Below are 14,892 nucleotides of genomic sequence, written 5' to 3'. Positions count from 1 at the left end.
AATCTATTCTCTTAATAGATCATTAACAGAAGTTTTAGATCTAGTCTTTTCATCAACTTGTTTGATTATTACCGCACAATATAACGATGGTGCGGAAGAATTATTTTTATCAGGCAATGAACCAGGCACAACTACGGAATATGGTGGAATTTTTCCATAAGTAACTTCCCCTGTATTTCTATTAACTATTTTAGTTGATTGTCCTATATACATTCCCATACTCAAAACAGATCCTTCTCCAACAATGACACCCTCAACAACCTCTGACATTGCTCCAATAAAACAATTATCTTCAATTATAGTTGGTAATGCTTGAGCGGGTTCCAAGACACCCCCAATTCCTGATCCAGCAGAAATATGACAATTTTTTCCTATTTGGCAACAACTACCAGCACGACTAAAAGTATCCATCATAGTACCTTCATCTATATAAGCTCCAATATTTACATAGCATGGCATAAGCACAGCATTTTTTCCTACAAACGAACCTTTTCTTACAGGAGAATTAGGTACCATTCTAAAACCGGCTTTTTCATGATCCTCTTTTGTCCAACCAGCTGTTTTACCCTTTAACAAATGTGCCTTGTCATACCAACTACTGTATGGTCCATTTAAATTTTCCATTGGATATATTCTAAAGCTGAGCATAATAGCTTTTTTAATGTGTTGATGTGTGACCCATTCACCATCTATTTTTTCTGCGACCCTAACTTTACCACTATCTAAATCATCAATCATTTGATTGATAGTATCCTTTAAACTTTGGTCAGAATCTTGATTTACATTATCTCTATTTTCCCACGCATCATTTATAATTTTTTCTATATCGCTCATATTTTAATTTTAGAAAGTTAATTTAATTATTCTTTAATATATTAATTTCTTGTAAAAAAGAAGGCAAGTTCTTAATCTTATAATCTATGTAAGATTTGTCAGAGTCTTTTTTTGCAAATGACTCCTCATTTTCCAACCAACAAGTTTTCATTCCTAAATTTTTAGCTTGTTCTAAATTGTGTGCAATATCCTCAATTAAAATTGACTGATTTGGATTGATATTAAATTTTTTTATTAATTTTTCATAGGGATCTAAATGAGGTTTTGGAGTAAAATCAGCATCTACAATATCAAAAGCTCCATCAAATAGGCCATCTATTCCTAATTGCTTGGTGACATTTTCAACATGTGCATGTGAACCATTGGTAAAGATAATTTTTTTTTCTTTAATTTTTGTTAATTCTTCTCGTAATTTTAAATCTTTAGGCAACCAGCTTATGTCAATATCATGAACAAATTCTAAAAAGTCATGTGGATCTATACCATCCTGTTTCATTAATCCTGATAGTGTTGTGCCATATTCATAAAAATATTTTTTTTGTATTTCTTTTGCTTTGACTAAATCCACATTCATTTTTTTTGATATAAATGCGCTCATTTTCTTATCTACTTCAGAGAAAACCTGCGTTTGACCGCTATAAAGAGTGTTATCTAGATCAAATATCCAGTATTTTATGTCTATTAATTCTTTCATTGTCTAATTAAAGTTCCTGAACCTTTGTCGGATAATAATTCAAAAAGAATAGAGTGGTTCTTTCGACCATCAATAATAACAACACCTTTAACACCGTTACAAGCAACATCTAAACAATTATTAATTTTAGGAATCATTCCTCCAGTAACTACCTCATCATTTATTAAATCTTTAATTGATTGAGAATTAATTTCAGGGATTAATTTTTTATTACTATCAAGAACACCATCAACATCACTCATTATTATTAAACGTCTAGCTTCAATTTTTTTTGCAATTGATCCAGCAGCTGTATCAGCATTAATATTATAAGCTTGATTATTTTCGTCTAGACCCAAAGGAGCTATAACAGGAACTTTTTTTTCATCTACAATTTTATCAATAATCGACTTATTTATTTCTGTTGGTGTTCCAACAAATCCTAGCTCAGTATTTTCTTGCACAACTGTCATAATATTATTTTCTCTAGAGTTTATAGTTTGACTAGTACATTGTTGTTCCTTTAAGGCCTCTATAATTTCAGAGTTAAACTCTATTAACACTTGTTCTACTACTTCAATTGTTTCTTTTTCTGTAACTCTCAATCCTTTTATAAAATTACTCTTAATTCCTAATTCATTTAGTTTATTGCTAATTCTTTTTCCGCCTCCATGGACAATAATTGGAATAAATCCAAGCTTATCCAATACTGATATATCTTTAATGAAAATATCAAATAATTTGTTATCTACTAAAACACTACCACCACATTTAATAACAATGTATTCATCATTATATTTTTTTAAATATTTTTTAACCTCATTAATCGAGGGACCATCAGTGGGTAGGATTTTTTTTAATTCTTCTTCTTTGATTTCCAACATTAAGTTGCTGTTTTGACTGTAGTTCGTTTCATTATGAAAACTTGTTGAGCCATAGTTAAAATATTATTAACCGTCCAATAAATTACCAATCCAGCAGGGAAAGGTGCTAAAATTATCGTTAAGAATAAAGGAAAGAACATAAATATTTTTGCTTGCATTGGATCTGTTGGAGCTGGATTTAATTTTTGTTGAATAAACATAGAAACACCCATTGCAATTGGCCATGCTCCAATCATTAAAAAAGATGGAACGTCATAAGGAAGCAGACCAAACAAGTTAAATAAAGATGTTGGATCTCTCTCAGATAAATCTTGTATCCAGCCATAAAAAGGCATTTGTCTCATTTCAATTGTCACAAATAAAACTTTATATAAAGCAAAAAATACTGGTATCTGCACCAATATGGGCAAACATCCAGACATAGGATTTACTTTTTCCTTTTTATAAAGTGCCATCATTTCTTGCTGGAGCTTCATTTTATCTTCTTTATGTAAATCTTTTAATCTTACCATCTCTGGCTGAAGTGCTTTCATTTTAGCCATGCTTCTGAATGAGAAGTTAGCAAGTGGAAAAAATGCCAGTCTTATACAAATTGTTATAGCAATAATTGCAAGACCATAATTTCCTAATAATTTAAAGAAATAGTCGATTCCGTAAAAAAGAGGTTTTGTAATAAAATATAAAAAACCCCAATCAATTGTTAAATCAAATTTATCAATATTTAACGACTCTGCGTATCCATCAATAACATCTACTCTTTTTGCAGCTACAATTACCTGCAATTTATCCTCGATACTTGAGTTTCCTTTTAGTTCCAAAGGCTCTGTACCTACAAAATTGGCACGAAATTTATCTTTATAATCAAAAGTTGTTTTAAATTCTTTTCCATTTGGTGGAATTAATGATGTTATCCAAAATTTGTCTGAAATTCCAAGCCATCCCTTTTGTGAAGTTTTTGAAAATTTTTCTTCTTGAATATCGTCGTAATCCTCTTCAATCAATTCTTCATCTAAAGTTGCAATAAGACCTTCATGGAGGATATAGAAATTAGAAATTTCAGGAATTTCTTTTCTAATAATTTGACCATAAGGATAAAAATCAAACTCTTTATTTGTTGAATTAATTACTTTTTGTTTAATAGTGAATAAAAACTTATCATCTAGAGATATCTCTTTTTCAAAAGTAATCCCTTGATCATTAGTCCATGTTAATTTTACAGGAGATTGATCAGTTAATATATTACTTCCTGATACAGACCACTCTGAATTAGAATTTGGAATATCAATATTTTTATCAGTAGTTATAAATCCACTTTCTATTAAGTATCCATCTTTGGCACTTCTAGGTGACAATAGTTTAACTTTTTCATCACTTTCTAATGCTACATTATATTCTTTAAAGGTTAAGTCATCGATTGCTGCACCTTTAAGAGATATAGAACCAATTATACTTTGATTTTCAAATTTAATTCTCTTACTTTGACTTAAAGCCTCCTCTCTTGAAACTTCAGTTATAGTTTCTTTTTGATCTAAACTTGGCGCATCAGTAGTTTGTTCAGTTTTATTTTTTTCTGCAAGTTGTTCTTTAGTAATCGGAGGTGGTGCAAAATAAAGTGAATACAGTATAATTACTGCTGCTGATAAAGAAATTGCTGCGATAACATTTCGAGTATCCATTATTTTTTAACCTTTATATTTTTTTTTACAGGATCAAAACCATCACCACCGCCTAAAAATTTTATTGGGTGACATGATAAAATTCTTTTTAAACTTAAAAAAGTTCCCTTAGCTAATCCAAATTCTTTCAAAGCTTCAATACTGTATTCTGAGCATGTAGGCAAATATCTGCATGAATGACCAAATAAAGGACTGATAAAAAATTTATAACCTTTTATAATTTTAATAAAAATAACAGTGATAATGTTCATTATTTAATCTTTTCTAAATCTTGAAATAAGCTTTCTTTTATATTTTTGTAATCACTGTTTAACATAGTTGACTTAGCAATAACAAGATATGAATAGTTGAATTTTATTGATATTTTTTTAACTGCATCATTAATTATATTTCTTAATCTTCTTTTGATTTTATTTCTTTTTACTGCATTGCCTATTTTCTTCTTTGTCACAAAACTTATATTAAGTTTTTTATTATCTTTATTTTCTAAAGTGCCAAAAAAAATTGTAACGAATTTATTAGAAATTTTTTTTTGTTTAAGTAGATTTTTGAATTCTTCGTTTTTTGAAAGAGCAAGTATTTTGCTTTTCATTTATTTAAACTGATACAGTTAACGATTTTCTTCCTCTTGCTCTTCTTCTAGCTAAAAGCTTTTGTCCACCTTTAGTTTTCATTTTAGACCTAAAACCATGTTTTCGAGCTCTTTTAACGTTAGATGGTTGATATGTTCGTTTCATAAATGTGGTTAATTTTTAATTAAATTTCGCCCTTTATAGTAATTAAATATATAAATAGCAAACAGAAGATTTTATAAATTGTATTAGATTTGATGGAAAAAACTAAAAAAATTAAAACAATTATAGGATTATCCTATCTAATTTTAGTTTGTTTATTTTTATACTTTTTCTTTTCAAAATTTAGCCTTCAAGATCTCACATCATATGATTTCATTAAACAAAACAGATCTTATTTCTTTGAACTTAAAAACTCTAATTTGTTTTTAATATCAATAATTTTTTTATTACTGACAATATTATGGGTTTTTCCATTTTTAGGTTTTGGATCTCCTGTAGCTTTGTTTGGAGGATTTATTTTTGGAAAATGGATTGGAACTCTAATTGTTGTTTTAGGATTAAGCATTGGCGCAACTCTTTTGTATGTGTTTGGAAATTATTTTTTAAAAAATTTTATTAGAGAAAATTTTTTAAACAAATACCAAAGACTTGAAATGAAATTTAAAAAATCTGAATTTATTTATTTATTGATATATAGATTCATTGGAGGAATACCTTGGCAATTAAGCTGTCTTTTACCAACACTTTTTAATGTGAAAATAAAGAATTTTTTCTTTGCAACGATTATAGGAATTATACCTCAAATTTTTTTAGCTGTTTCAATTGGAAGTGGTTTAGAGAAATTAATTGATCAAAATTCAGAGGTTCCAAAAATTACAGATGTAATTTTTTCCCAAGATATATACGTTCCAATTTTAGCGTTTTTTACATTAATTTTATTTACAATTTTTTTGAGAAAAATTTTTTATAAAAATTAATTATGGTGCTCCCACCCTGTACTGACCAGGGAATTAGTCATTACCAATGACTTGATATACCATTTATCTATAGGAGCTAATAAACAATTTATATTTTATTGATAATAAAGCATTTTTTTCAAAATATTGCCTTAATTTTTTAGGTAATATGAATTATATCTACTTGAGGAAATTTTATGGGAATTCATTACGATTATAAATCTACTAAAGGTAATAAGCTTATGGAAAAGCAAGCTAAGAGAGAAAAGAAGCTTGCAGAAAAAAAAGCTAAACGTTTAGCTAAAGAAGGCCCAAAGGAGGAGGAGGCAAAACCAAAAACACTAGATACTTCAAAGCCAATAACCTTAGACTTCCTTACTAATCCAGATAAAGAATGAATTCAAAAGATAAAAATGAGCGCTTAAGCTTAGCACTAAGAAAAAACTTAAAGAAAAGAAAACTTTTTCAAAAAAAAACAAAAAAGAAAAATAAATAATGTCAGTTCTTTCAGATAAGTGGATTAGAAAAATGTCTATAGAAGAAGATATGATTAGTCCGTTTGAAGAAAAACAAGTTAGAGGAAATAGTATTTCATATGGTTTATCCTCTTTCGGTTACGATGCTAGAGTATCTGAAGAATTTAAGATATTTACAAATGTAAATTCTGAAATAGTTGATCCTAAAAATTTTAAACCAACAAACTTTGTAACTAAAAATGTTTCAGAGTGCATTATTCCACCTAATTCATTTGTATTAGCTAGAACAGTCGAAAAGTTCAAAATACCAGATGATGTGCTAGTTATTTGTCTTGGTAAATCTACTTATGCACGATGCGGAATTATAGTTAACGTAACACCTTTAGAGCCTGGATGGGAAGGGTATGTAACACTTGAGTTTTCAAACACCACACCACTGCCTGCTAAAATTTATGCAAATGAAGGTGTTGCACAATTCATTTTTTTAAAAGGAAATGAAAAACCAGAAGTGACTTATGCAGATAGAAACGGAAAATACATGGGTCAAACTGGAGTAACATTACCTAAAGTTTAACCATGCAAAAACTAGAAGTCCTAGGAGCAAATAAGCTCAAAGGACAAATAAAAATATCTGGTTCAAAGAATGCTTCTTTACCAATTTTAGCGGCAACTTTGTTATCTAGTAAAAAAATTTATTTAAATAATTTACCAAAGGTAAAAGATATTGAGACAATGATTAATTTAATACAATCATTAGGATCAAAAGTAAAATTTGATAATGAAAAATTAATTATTGATAATTCTAAACAACAAAAAAAAATTGCCTCCTATAATTTAATGAAAACTATGCGAGCAGGTATTTTGGTTCTTGGCCCACTACTTGCAAAATTTGGTAGCGCAAAAGTCTCACTACCAGGAGGATGTGCAATTGGCACAAGACCAGTAGACATTCATTTAAAAGCATTATCAAAACTTGGTGTAAAATATAAAATTATTGAAGGTTATGTACATGCAACTGCACCTAAAGGTTTAAAAGGATCTAAAATTCGATTTCCAAAAATTTCAGTTGGAGCTACTGAAAATTTAATTATTGCTGCAAGTTTAGCAAAAGGCACCACTATTTTAAGTAATTGTGCAATAGAGCCTGAGATAAAAGATTTGATTAATTTTTTAAATAAAGCTGGATGTAAAATAAAATGGATTACAAAACGCTCAATTAAAATTCAAGGTGTAAGCAAAATTAATGAAACAAATTATAAAATTATGTTCGATAGAATTGAGGCTGGTACTTATTTAGTTGCAGCAGCTGTTACAGAAGGAAATTTAACGATTAAAAATGTCGTACCAAGTATTATTCAAACTGAAATTGATATCCTTAAAAAGATAGGTGCAAAAATTAGTATTAAAAAAGGTGATATTCACATTATTGGAAATAAAAAGATCAATAATATAAATATAAAAACAGCACCTTATCCAGGCTTTCCAACAGATCTGCAGGCGCAGATCATGGTTTTGTTATGTAAAGCAAATAAAAAATCTTTAATAAAAGAAGATATTTTTGAAAATAGATTTATGCATGTTGCAGAGTTAAATCGAATGGGCGCCAATATCTCAACTAATGGCAATAAAGCTATAGTTGAAGGAAATATAAATTTTGCAGCAGCAGAATTGATGGCAACTGATTTAAGAGCTTCAGTTTCATTAATTCTTGCTGCATTAACTGCAAAAGGTAAATCTGTTATAAATAGAATATATCACCTAGATCGTGGATATGAGAGTTTAGAAAAGAAATTAAAAAAAGTTGGTGCAAAAATTAGAAGAGTTAATTAATGGATAAAAAATATCTAGCTCAAATAATTGCTACAGATAATGAGGGTTTACAAATGATTTCTGCATGTACTGCTGGTGCAAAAGTTAAAGTAGCAGACATTAAATATCTTGCTTCAAATAAAGTTTTTTTATTATCTCTTGAACGAACCAAAATTGAAACAGATCAAGCAGATAAAATAATTAACAGTATTTGCAGGTTTGATTTTGTTGATAAAGTAAAGTCAAAAAATATTGATCAAAAAAATGAAGAATTAGTTTTAGACTTAATAGCTATAGATTATTTAAAAAATAAAGATGATTATGAAATTAACTTAATTTTTGATAATAATGCTCACATAGCTTTGACTACAGAAACAATTGAGGTAAATCTAGAGGATCAAAACGAAATTAAACAGTAATGAAAATATTAAATAGTAAGAGTAAAAATTTTGATAAAGTTTTGGACGCTTTGCTTTTAAAAAGAAAAAATAAAGTCCAATCCAATTCAGTTTCAATTGTAGGTATTATAAAAGATGTTAAAAAAAATGGCGATAAAGCTCTTTTAAAATATGAAAAAAGATTTAATAAAAATAATGTAATTGTACCAAGCGCTAATCAAATTTCTAAATCAATAAAGTCTCTAGATAAAAAAGTTAAAAATGCAATTGATCTTGCATATACTAGAATTCATAAATTTCACTCTCTTCAAAAATTTAAGAATATTTCATACACAGATAAACTAAAAAATAAATTGGAATACAAATATGTTCCAATAGAATCAGTTGCAATATATGTGCCTGGTTCTACAGCTTCATACCCTTCAAGTGTTTTAATGAACGCTATTCCAGCAATTGTTGCTGGTGTTAAAAGGGTAATAATGATCAATCCTGGATATAAAGGAAAGCAAAATCCAGCAGTATTATATGCAGCGCGTAAATGTAAAATAAAAGAGATTTATTCAATAGGAGGGCCATCAGCAATTGCTGCCGCAGCTTATGGAACAAAAAGAATAAAAAAGGTTAATAAAATTGTAGGTCCTGGCAATGCATTTGTTGCAGCCGCTAAGAAAGAAGTTTTTGGTGATGTTGGAATTGAGGGAATGACTGCAGGACCATCTGAGGTAACAATAATTTGTGATAAATTTTCGAATCCAGGATGGGTCGCAAGTGATCTAATAGGTCAAGCAGAGCATGATAATCTTGCTCAATGTATTTTAATTTCTAAAGATAAAAATATTGTAGAAAAAGTTAAAATTGAAATCTTTAAACAATTAAAAGAAATTCCAAGACAATCTGTTGCTAAAAAAAGTTTAATTAGTAATGGAATTTTAATGCACATTAGTTCTGATAAAAAAATTACTGATGTAGTAAATAAAATTGCACCCGAACACTTGGAGCTGAATGTTAAGAATTATAAATCGTTTATTCCAAAAATTAAAAACTCAGGTTCTATTTGTTTAGGAAAATATGCGGTTATGGCAATGACAGATTACAATGTAGGATCAAACCATATACTTCCAACAAACGGATCTGCAAAATACTCAAGTGGAGTAAGTGTAAACGAATTTTATAAACGGATTTCCTACATAAACTTATCTAAAAAGGGTATTGAAAGTCTTGGACCATCCGTTATAACACTTGCAAATTACGAAGGCTTAGCAGGACATGCTGAATCTGTAAAGAAAAGAATTAGGAGAAAATAAATTTGTCAAAACAAGACCTACTAGAATTTAAGGGTAAAGTAACGGACTTACTACCAAACGCAATGTTTAGAGTTAAATTAGAAAATGGCCATACAGTTACTGCACACACAGCTGGTAAGTTAAGAAAAAATAGAATTAGAGTATTGCAAGGGGATAATGTGACAGTAGAAATTACACCTTATGACCTTACAAAAGGCAGAATAATCTTTAGAGGTTAATCTTTTGCCTCGGTAGCTCAGGAGTAGAGCAGAGCCCTGAAAAGGCTTGTGTCGGAGGTGCGAATCCTTCCCGAGGCACCACCATCATTTTTAATCTTGAAATTTAAAAAAAATCAAAATAGCTTTACAGAATAATAAACAACATAAGGACTAAGAATAAGATGAGTACATTAACGGGTAAAATTAAATGGTATAATGGTAAAAAAGGGTATGGTTTCATTGAAAGAGATGACAAAGAAAAAGATGCCTTTGTGCATGCATCAGCTGTTAAAGCAGCAGGTATGAGATATCTAAATGAGGGTGATAAACTTGAATTTACATTAGAAGATGGTCCTAAAGGTCCTTCAGCAGTTAACTTAAAAAAAGTAGACTAATTTTTATTAAAATATTTTAAAGGGCGTTTTATCTATAGAAAAATAGATAACGTCCTTTTTTATTTTTTGTCTTGAATAATCGGAATTATTGTCTAAAAGACTGCTCATGATTATAAATATTACGTATAGAGAGACTTCAAGAAGTACTCATAGAATTTGTTTGCATAGCCTGTAGGCTATTTATTTATAATATAATTTTAAATCCACACAAAAATAATATAAAAACAAGGAATGCCTGGGTGGTGTAACGGTTAGCACGAAAGTTTGTGGAACTTTAAGTTTGAGTTCGATTCTCAGCCCGGGTACCAAAAAATGAATAAAGAAAATAAATTAGTACCTGGATTACCTTCAGGTTTTGAAGATCGTTGGGATAAAAAACTTCTTCTCAAAAAAAAGCTATTAAAAGCGATTGAGAATAATTTTATCAAGTTTGGGGCAGACGCTCTTGAAACACCTTCGTTTGAAATTAGTGAAAACATAGGATCTTTTCTTGCAGAAGACGATAGTAATCCTATGTCTGATATATTCTCATTTCAGGATGGGGAAAAAAGTATTACGCTTCGATATGATCTATCAAGTCCACTAGCAAGATTTGTTGCACAAAATAATCAAGAACTACCTTCAATTTATAAACGATATGCAATTCAAAATGTATTTCGAAATGAAAAAGCTGGAAACGGCCGTTACAGAGAATTTATGCAAGCTGATTTTGATATTGTTGGAAACGTTAATCCTGCTCAAGCTAATGCTGAACTTTGTAATTTAATATCAAGTACATTGTCAGATTGTGGATTAAACAAAGATCAATTCACAATAAATGTTAGCAATAGAAAAATAGTTCAAGGACTAATTAATGAATTGAAAATTTCTGAAGAAAAACAAATTAAAGTTATTCGAGCAATTGATAAATTAGATAAGCCTGGATTTGGATTAAAAGGAGTTGAAGATTTACTCAAAAAAGAAAGAAAAGACCAAAGTGGTGCAATTACTAAAGGAGCAGATCTATCAGGTGATCAAGCTCAACAAATATTAAATTTTTTAAAAATTAAAGATTTAAAAAAATTAAAAGAAACTTTAAAAAACCCACTTTCTCAAGAAGGAATAAAAGAGTTAGAAGATGTATTTGAAGTACTTGGTTATGGATCAAATTTAAATCAAGTTAAGACTAATTTTACAATTGTAAGAGGGCTAGCTTACTATTCTGACTTTATTGTAGAAACTAATTTAAATTTCAAAGTTACTAATAATAAAGGAAAAGAAGTAGATATTGGCAGCATATGTTCAGGAGGTGCTTATGCAAAATTGATATCTAGATTTAGAGGGGTTGATATTCCAGGAACAGGAATAAGCTTTGGTGTAGACAGATTGTTATTTGCTTTAATGCAATTAGATCAAATTAAAGTTGAAGATCAAAAACCTGTTTTAGTTTGTGTCATGGATCAAAAGTATCTAAAAAATTATTATGAATTAGCAGATCTATTAAGAGACAATAATATTAACGCTGAAGTTTTTTTAAATACTAAGAAAAACTTAGGTAAACAACTTGATTTAGCAAATAAACGTCAATTAACCATTGCTGTTATTTGTGGAGAAAATGAATTTAATGATAATACAGTCACTATTAAAAACCTTAAAGGAGTTAAGGGTGAAAATAATCAAACAATTCCAAAAGCTGACTTAATTAATGAAATCAAAAAACTTATCTGAAAAAATCCTTAGATCGGTCAAATCTAAAGGATTTAAATATATAGATTTACCCTCTGTAATAGAGACTAATCATATTGTTCAAAGATCAGGTGAAAATTTTAGAAAATTTATTTTTTCTTTTATTGATCAAAATGGAAGTGAGCTTTGCCTTAGACCTGACTTAACTATTGCATCTTGTCTTAGATATTTAGAAAATAATTTAAAAGGAAAAGAAAAAATTTTTTATAGTGGTCAAGCTTATAGAAAATCACAAAATAAAAAAGACTCAATAATTAGAGACCAAGTAGGATTTGAAATTATTGGATCAAAAGATGAAAAAAATGATGATAAAGAAATTATCAATACCTCTTTAAAATCGCTTCAAAATATCAAATATACATCAGGAACATTAACAATTGGTAATGTTGAAATCTTTAATTTGTTAATTTCAAAATTAGATATCCCGAAGCGTTGGAAGTTAAGATTATCAAGACATTTTTGGAGAGAAAAATATTTTAATGATCTTTTAAAGAGATTAGAAACTAATTCAGACGTAGATCCAACTATCGTTGAAATTGATAAAAAACGATATTTTAAAATGTTAAATGAAGATTTATCTAAAGTTGTTGCAGGAAGATCAATTAACGAAATTTTAAAAAGATTTGATAATAAAATTAGAGATCCGAGAGGAGCCAGTAAGGGTAAAAATGTATCAAAAATTATAAAAGATTTTCTTAAAATTAAATGCCCAATTACTAAAGCTGCAAGCGAACTTAATAAGTTTTTTAAAAAGAATAAAATAAATTTAGTAGTTGATCAAAAATATTTTCCAATCTCAAATAATAAAATTTCAAAATTAAATGTTATTTTCTCCACTTCATTTGGAAGACAGTTAGAATACTATACTGGCATGGTATTTAAAATTGATATTAAATCTAAATTAAAAAACAGAAACATAATTAATGGCGGAAGGTATGATAAATTAATTTCTGATCTTGGCTCAAAAAATCAAGTAGCTGCAGTAGGAGCTGCTTTAAACTTAAATTACTAATGAACAAAAACATAATTAATATTGGTATTCCAAGCAAAGGTAGACTTAGAAAAGATATTTTAAAGATATTTAAAAAAAATAAATTAAATTTAATTTCAGAAAGAGGAGAAAGAGATTTATTAGGTTCAATAAAGCAATTAAAAAATGTTAAAGTTTTATACCTTCATGCAAGAGAAATAGTTGAAAGACTTGGAGACGGCTCATTAGATCTTGGTTTTTCAGGATTTGATTTACTTAAAGAGAGTGAAGTTAACATTCAAAATAAAATCAATGTATCTAAAAGATATCATTTTGGAAAAGCAACTTTGGTTGTTGCAATTCCTGATCCATGGATAGATGTTCAAACAGTTGCAGATTTAGAGGAAATTGCATTTGAGTTTAAAGATAAAAAGAAGAAAAGATTAAGAGTTGCAACCAAATATCCAAATTTAACCAGAGAGTTTTTGTTTTCAAAAGGAGTTACTCAATTTAAGTTAGTTGGTAGTTTAGGTGCAACTGAGGCTTATCCTTTTACTGGATCAAGTGAAATTATCACCGATATAACATCAACAGGCGAGACCTTAAAAGCTAACAATCTTCGTATTTTAAAAGATGGAGAAATATTAAAATCAGAGGCTTGTATGATGATATCTAAATCATCTGTAAAAAAACCAGAGGTTAAAAAATTAGTTAAGCTACTTTCTAAGAATTAGATCTTTCCAATAAACTAGAATAATCTTAATAATATCAAGGTTTCTAGCAACTGCATAAAGCGCCACAACAGCCCCAATAATAAATACAATTTTTAATATAAAGAATAATTCCATCAGATAAGTTTTAAATAATTAAATATATTAATCACATTTTTACTATAAAATAAATTATTAGAATCATGGATATAATTTTAATTATTTTATTGGCTTTGTTGATAGGGATTGTCTCATCAATTTTGTATCTAAATCTGAAATCTAAGCCTAAAGATGAAAATGAAAATAAGGAAGCTGAAGAGATAGCTAACTTAAAGACTGAAATACAGAATTTAAAAGATACTCTTAACAATACTATTAATACCTCACTAGGCTCGATGTCGACCTCGTTTAACAATCTATCAACAGGCGTTACCAAAGATATGACAGAAGCGTTAACTAAGGTGGATGAAAAAGTTGGAAACTTTAATCAACAGGTTCAATTATTAAATCAAAGCCAAGAGGGGATAACCAAAATTTTAGCAGGAGTTAAAAAATATGGAACACTGGCTGAATTTAGCTTGGATGCTTTAATCAAAGATTTATTACCTGTCTCTCAATTCATGACTAACGTAAAGATGAAGGAAGATAGCAGTGAAAATGTAGAATTTGCAATCAAACTTCAAGGAGATGTTTTGGTTCCTGTAGACAGTCATTTTCCAGTAGAAAAATTTAAAGCAATTACCGATGGCCATGATGCGCAAGATAAAAGGGCTGTTGCAGATGCTAGAGCAAAATTGGCTACCGCCTTTAAAGCTAAAGCTAAAAGTGTTAATGAAAAATATATCGTTCCACCAAAAACTACAGATTTTGCAATTGTGTATGCTCCAACTGAAAGTTTATATAAAGAATTAACCGAATACCAAGATCCAAGCACTAAAGAGTTATTAACGCAAGAATTAATGAAAAAACATAAAGTTGTAATCTGTGGCCCAAATACTCTTTCAGCTTATCTACAATCTTTGCACATGGGTTTTCAATCACTAAAAGTTCAAAAAGGTGCAACGGAAATTTATAATCATTTGAAAACAATCAGTACGAGATTTGGAAAACACTTTGATAATATAATTTCTCTAAGAAAAAAATTAGAGGAGGCAATGGCAGTTGTTGATAAGTTTGGAACAGATGCTAGATCAATTACTAGAACTCTTGAAAGTATTAAAGATCCCGATCAACTTGAAAAAGCAGTCCAAACAGAAAATGTAGAAAAATTTGTTGATCGTTCAAAACAAGCAAATAATTAATTTCTATTT

Annotated in this window: 19 protein-coding genes and 2 tRNA genes; 14 read left to right on the top strand and 7 right to left on the bottom strand. The window is 28.9% G+C overall.

Annotated elements, in window-relative coordinates; genetic code table 11:
• Positions 1 to 3: 3 nt before the first annotated feature.
• The 7 genes from dapD to rpmH are packed head-to-tail and all read right to left on the bottom strand — an operon-like array spanning position 4 to position 4,804.
• Complete coding sequence (gene dapD / locus PB7211_RS00555) at positions 4 to 834, bottom strand: 2,3,4,5-tetrahydropyridine-2,6-dicarboxylate N-succinyltransferase (protein ID WP_008544716.1); 831 nt, start codon at positions 832 to 834, stop codon at positions 4 to 6.
• Between the two features lie 22 nt (positions 835 to 856).
• On the bottom strand, positions 857 to 1,528 hold the full coding sequence (locus PB7211_RS00550) for a pyrimidine 5'-nucleotidase (RefSeq protein ID WP_008544838.1): 672 nt from the start codon (positions 1,526 to 1,528) through the stop codon (positions 857 to 859).
• Positions 1,525 to 2,391 carry an acetylglutamate kinase gene (gene argB / locus PB7211_RS00545; RefSeq protein WP_008544286.1) on the bottom strand — a complete coding sequence of 289 codons (867 nt, stop codon included), beginning with the start codon at positions 2,389 to 2,391 and terminating at the stop codon, positions 1,525 to 1,527. Before argB ends, PB7211_RS00550 begins: the two co-directional genes overlap by 4 nt.
• Positions 2,391 to 4,067 carry a membrane protein insertase YidC gene (yidC, locus tag PB7211_RS00540; protein ID WP_008544797.1) on the bottom strand — a complete coding sequence of 559 codons (1,677 nt, stop codon included), beginning with the start codon at positions 4,065 to 4,067 and terminating at the stop codon, positions 2,391 to 2,393. The genes argB and yidC overlap by 1 nt, the downstream gene beginning before the upstream one ends.
• Entirely contained in the window at positions 4,067 to 4,318 is a 252-nt protein-coding gene (yidD, locus tag PB7211_RS00535) for a membrane protein insertion efficiency factor YidD (RefSeq protein WP_008545181.1), read from the bottom strand. Before yidD ends, yidC begins: the two co-directional genes overlap by 1 nt.
• Entirely contained in the window at positions 4,318 to 4,659 is a 342-nt protein-coding gene (gene rnpA, locus PB7211_RS00530; RefSeq protein WP_008545130.1) for a ribonuclease P protein component, read from the bottom strand. The genes yidD and rnpA overlap by 1 nt, the downstream gene beginning before the upstream one ends.
• A 4-nt stretch (positions 4,660 to 4,663) precedes the next feature.
• Positions 4,664 to 4,804, bottom strand: a complete 141-nt coding sequence (rpmH, locus tag PB7211_RS00525; RefSeq protein WP_008545591.1) for a 50S ribosomal protein L34 — start codon at positions 4,802 to 4,804, stop codon at positions 4,664 to 4,666.
• Positions 4,805 to 4,896: 92 nt separating this feature from the next.
• Here rpmH and PB7211_RS00520 point away from each other — a divergent pair, with 92 nt between their 5' ends.
• The 14 genes from PB7211_RS00520 to PB7211_RS00455 all read left to right on the top strand — a co-directional run bounded on the left by PB7211_RS00520 (position 4,897) and on the right by PB7211_RS00455 (position 14,883).
• The gene (locus PB7211_RS00520) at positions 4,897 to 5,619 is read left to right on the top strand and encodes a TVP38/TMEM64 family protein (protein ID WP_008545398.1); all 723 of its coding nucleotides are present in this window, start codon (positions 4,897 to 4,899) and stop codon (positions 5,617 to 5,619) included.
• 176 nt (positions 5,620 to 5,795) lie between these two features.
• Positions 5,796 to 5,996: a hypothetical protein gene (locus PB7211_RS00515; protein ID WP_008545976.1), complete on the top strand. Its 201-nt coding sequence runs from the start codon at positions 5,796 to 5,798 to the stop codon at positions 5,994 to 5,996.
• 97 nt (positions 5,997 to 6,093) lie between these two features.
• Positions 6,094 to 6,648, top strand: a complete 555-nt coding sequence (gene dcd / locus PB7211_RS00510) for a dCTP deaminase (RefSeq protein ID WP_008544275.1) — start codon at positions 6,094 to 6,096, stop codon at positions 6,646 to 6,648.
• 2 nt (positions 6,649 to 6,650) lie between these two features.
• The gene (gene murA / locus PB7211_RS00505; protein ID WP_008544542.1) at positions 6,651 to 7,904 is read left to right on the top strand and encodes a UDP-N-acetylglucosamine 1-carboxyvinyltransferase; all 1,254 of its coding nucleotides are present in this window, start codon (positions 6,651 to 6,653) and stop codon (positions 7,902 to 7,904) included.
• Positions 7,904 to 8,302 carry a DUF2948 family protein gene (locus PB7211_RS00500; protein WP_029454106.1) on the top strand — a complete coding sequence of 133 codons (399 nt, stop codon included), beginning with the start codon at positions 7,904 to 7,906 and terminating at the stop codon, positions 8,300 to 8,302. The genes murA and PB7211_RS00500 overlap by 1 nt, the downstream gene beginning before the upstream one ends.
• A complete protein-coding gene (hisD, locus tag PB7211_RS00495) occupies positions 8,302 to 9,585 on the top strand; it encodes a histidinol dehydrogenase (protein WP_008544799.1) in 1,284 nt (427 codons plus the stop codon). Before PB7211_RS00500 ends, hisD begins: the two co-directional genes overlap by 1 nt.
• Before the next feature lie 2 nt (positions 9,586 to 9,587).
• Positions 9,588 to 9,803 (top strand): translation initiation factor IF-1, encoded by a 216-nt coding sequence (gene infA, locus PB7211_RS00490; protein ID WP_029454108.1) that lies wholly within the window; start codon positions 9,588 to 9,590, stop codon positions 9,801 to 9,803.
• Positions 9,804 to 9,809: 6 nt separating this feature from the next.
• Positions 9,810 to 9,884: transfer RNA gene (locus PB7211_RS00485), tRNA-Phe, on the top strand.
• Positions 9,885 to 9,964: 80 nt separating this feature from the next.
• On the top strand, positions 9,965 to 10,177 hold the full coding sequence (locus PB7211_RS00480; RefSeq protein ID WP_008544806.1) for a cold-shock protein: 213 nt from the start codon (positions 9,965 to 9,967) through the stop codon (positions 10,175 to 10,177).
• Between the two features lie 233 nt (positions 10,178 to 10,410).
• Positions 10,411 to 10,485, top strand: a tRNA-His gene (locus PB7211_RS00475).
• A gap of 4 nt (positions 10,486 to 10,489) precedes the next feature.
• Positions 10,490 to 11,884, top strand: coding sequence for a histidine--tRNA ligase (gene hisS, locus PB7211_RS00470; RefSeq protein ID WP_008544108.1), 1,395 nt, complete (start codon positions 10,490 to 10,492; stop codon positions 11,882 to 11,884).
• Positions 11,862 to 12,914, top strand: a complete 1,053-nt coding sequence (locus tag PB7211_RS00465) for an ATP phosphoribosyltransferase regulatory subunit (RefSeq protein WP_008544740.1) — start codon at positions 11,862 to 11,864, stop codon at positions 12,912 to 12,914. Before hisS ends, PB7211_RS00465 begins: the two co-directional genes overlap by 23 nt.
• Positions 12,914 to 13,606 carry an ATP phosphoribosyltransferase gene (hisG, locus tag PB7211_RS00460; RefSeq protein ID WP_008545439.1) on the top strand — a complete coding sequence of 231 codons (693 nt, stop codon included), beginning with the start codon at positions 12,914 to 12,916 and terminating at the stop codon, positions 13,604 to 13,606. Before PB7211_RS00465 ends, hisG begins: the two co-directional genes overlap by 1 nt.
• A gap of 179 nt (positions 13,607 to 13,785) precedes the next feature.
• Positions 13,786 to 14,883, top strand: coding sequence for a DNA recombination protein RmuC (locus PB7211_RS00455; RefSeq protein ID WP_008545305.1), 1,098 nt, complete (start codon positions 13,786 to 13,788; stop codon positions 14,881 to 14,883).
• The last annotated feature ends 9 nt before the right edge of the window (positions 14,884 to 14,892 follow it).

It is taken from the genome of Candidatus Pelagibacter sp. HTCC7211 (genome assembly GCF_000155895.1).
Taxonomy (GTDB): Bacteria; Pseudomonadota; Alphaproteobacteria; order Pelagibacterales; family Pelagibacteraceae; genus Pelagibacter.
Note: the sequence above shows the minus strand (reverse complement) of the source record. Positions and strands in the feature narration are given on the sequence as shown.

Bases quoted from the DNA above. Each gene is read 5' to 3' on its own strand.
- hisG (WP_008545439.1), top strand. From the start codon at position 12,914: ATGAACAAAAACATAATTAATATTGGTATTCCAAGCAAAGGTAGACTT.
- argB (WP_008544286.1), bottom strand. From the start codon at position 2,391: ATGTTGGAAATCAAAGAAGAAGAATTAAAAAAAATCCTACCCACTGAT.
- hisS (WP_008544108.1), top strand. From the start codon at position 10,490: ATGAATAAAGAAAATAAATTAGTACCTGGATTACCTTCAGGTTTTGAA.
- rpmH (WP_008545591.1), bottom strand. From the start codon at position 4,804: ATGAAACGAACATATCAACCATCTAACGTTAAAAGAGCTCGAAAACAT.
- murA (WP_008544542.1), top strand. From the start codon at position 6,651: ATGCAAAAACTAGAAGTCCTAGGAGCAAATAAGCTCAAAGGACAAATA.
- PB7211_RS00520 (WP_008545398.1), top strand. From the start codon at position 4,897: ATGGAAAAAACTAAAAAAATTAAAACAATTATAGGATTATCCTATCTA.
- dcd (WP_008544275.1), top strand. From the start codon at position 6,094: ATGTCAGTTCTTTCAGATAAGTGGATTAGAAAAATGTCTATAGAAGAA.
- yidD (WP_008545181.1), bottom strand. From the start codon at position 4,318: ATGAACATTATCACTGTTATTTTTATTAAAATTATAAAAGGTTATAAA.
- PB7211_RS00455 (WP_008545305.1), top strand. From the start codon at position 13,786: ATGGATATAATTTTAATTATTTTATTGGCTTTGTTGATAGGGATTGTC.
- rnpA (WP_008545130.1), bottom strand. From the start codon at position 4,659: ATGAAAAGCAAAATACTTGCTCTTTCAAAAAACGAAGAATTCAAAAAT.
- PB7211_RS00480 (WP_008544806.1), top strand. From the start codon at position 9,965: ATGAGTACATTAACGGGTAAAATTAAATGGTATAATGGTAAAAAAGGG.
- yidC (WP_008544797.1), bottom strand. From the start codon at position 4,067: ATGGATACTCGAAATGTTATCGCAGCAATTTCTTTATCAGCAGCAGTA.
- PB7211_RS00465 (WP_008544740.1), top strand. From the start codon at position 11,862: ATGAAATCAAAAAACTTATCTGAAAAAATCCTTAGATCGGTCAAATCT.
- dapD (WP_008544716.1), bottom strand. From the start codon at position 834: ATGAGCGATATAGAAAAAATTATAAATGATGCGTGGGAAAATAGAGAT.
- PB7211_RS00500 (WP_029454106.1), top strand. From the start codon at position 7,904: ATGGATAAAAAATATCTAGCTCAAATAATTGCTACAGATAATGAGGGT.
- PB7211_RS00515 (WP_008545976.1), top strand. From the start codon at position 5,796: ATGGGAATTCATTACGATTATAAATCTACTAAAGGTAATAAGCTTATG.
- hisD (WP_008544799.1), top strand. From the start codon at position 8,302: ATGAAAATATTAAATAGTAAGAGTAAAAATTTTGATAAAGTTTTGGAC.
- PB7211_RS00550 (WP_008544838.1), bottom strand. From the start codon at position 1,528: ATGAAAGAATTAATAGACATAAAATACTGGATATTTGATCTAGATAAC.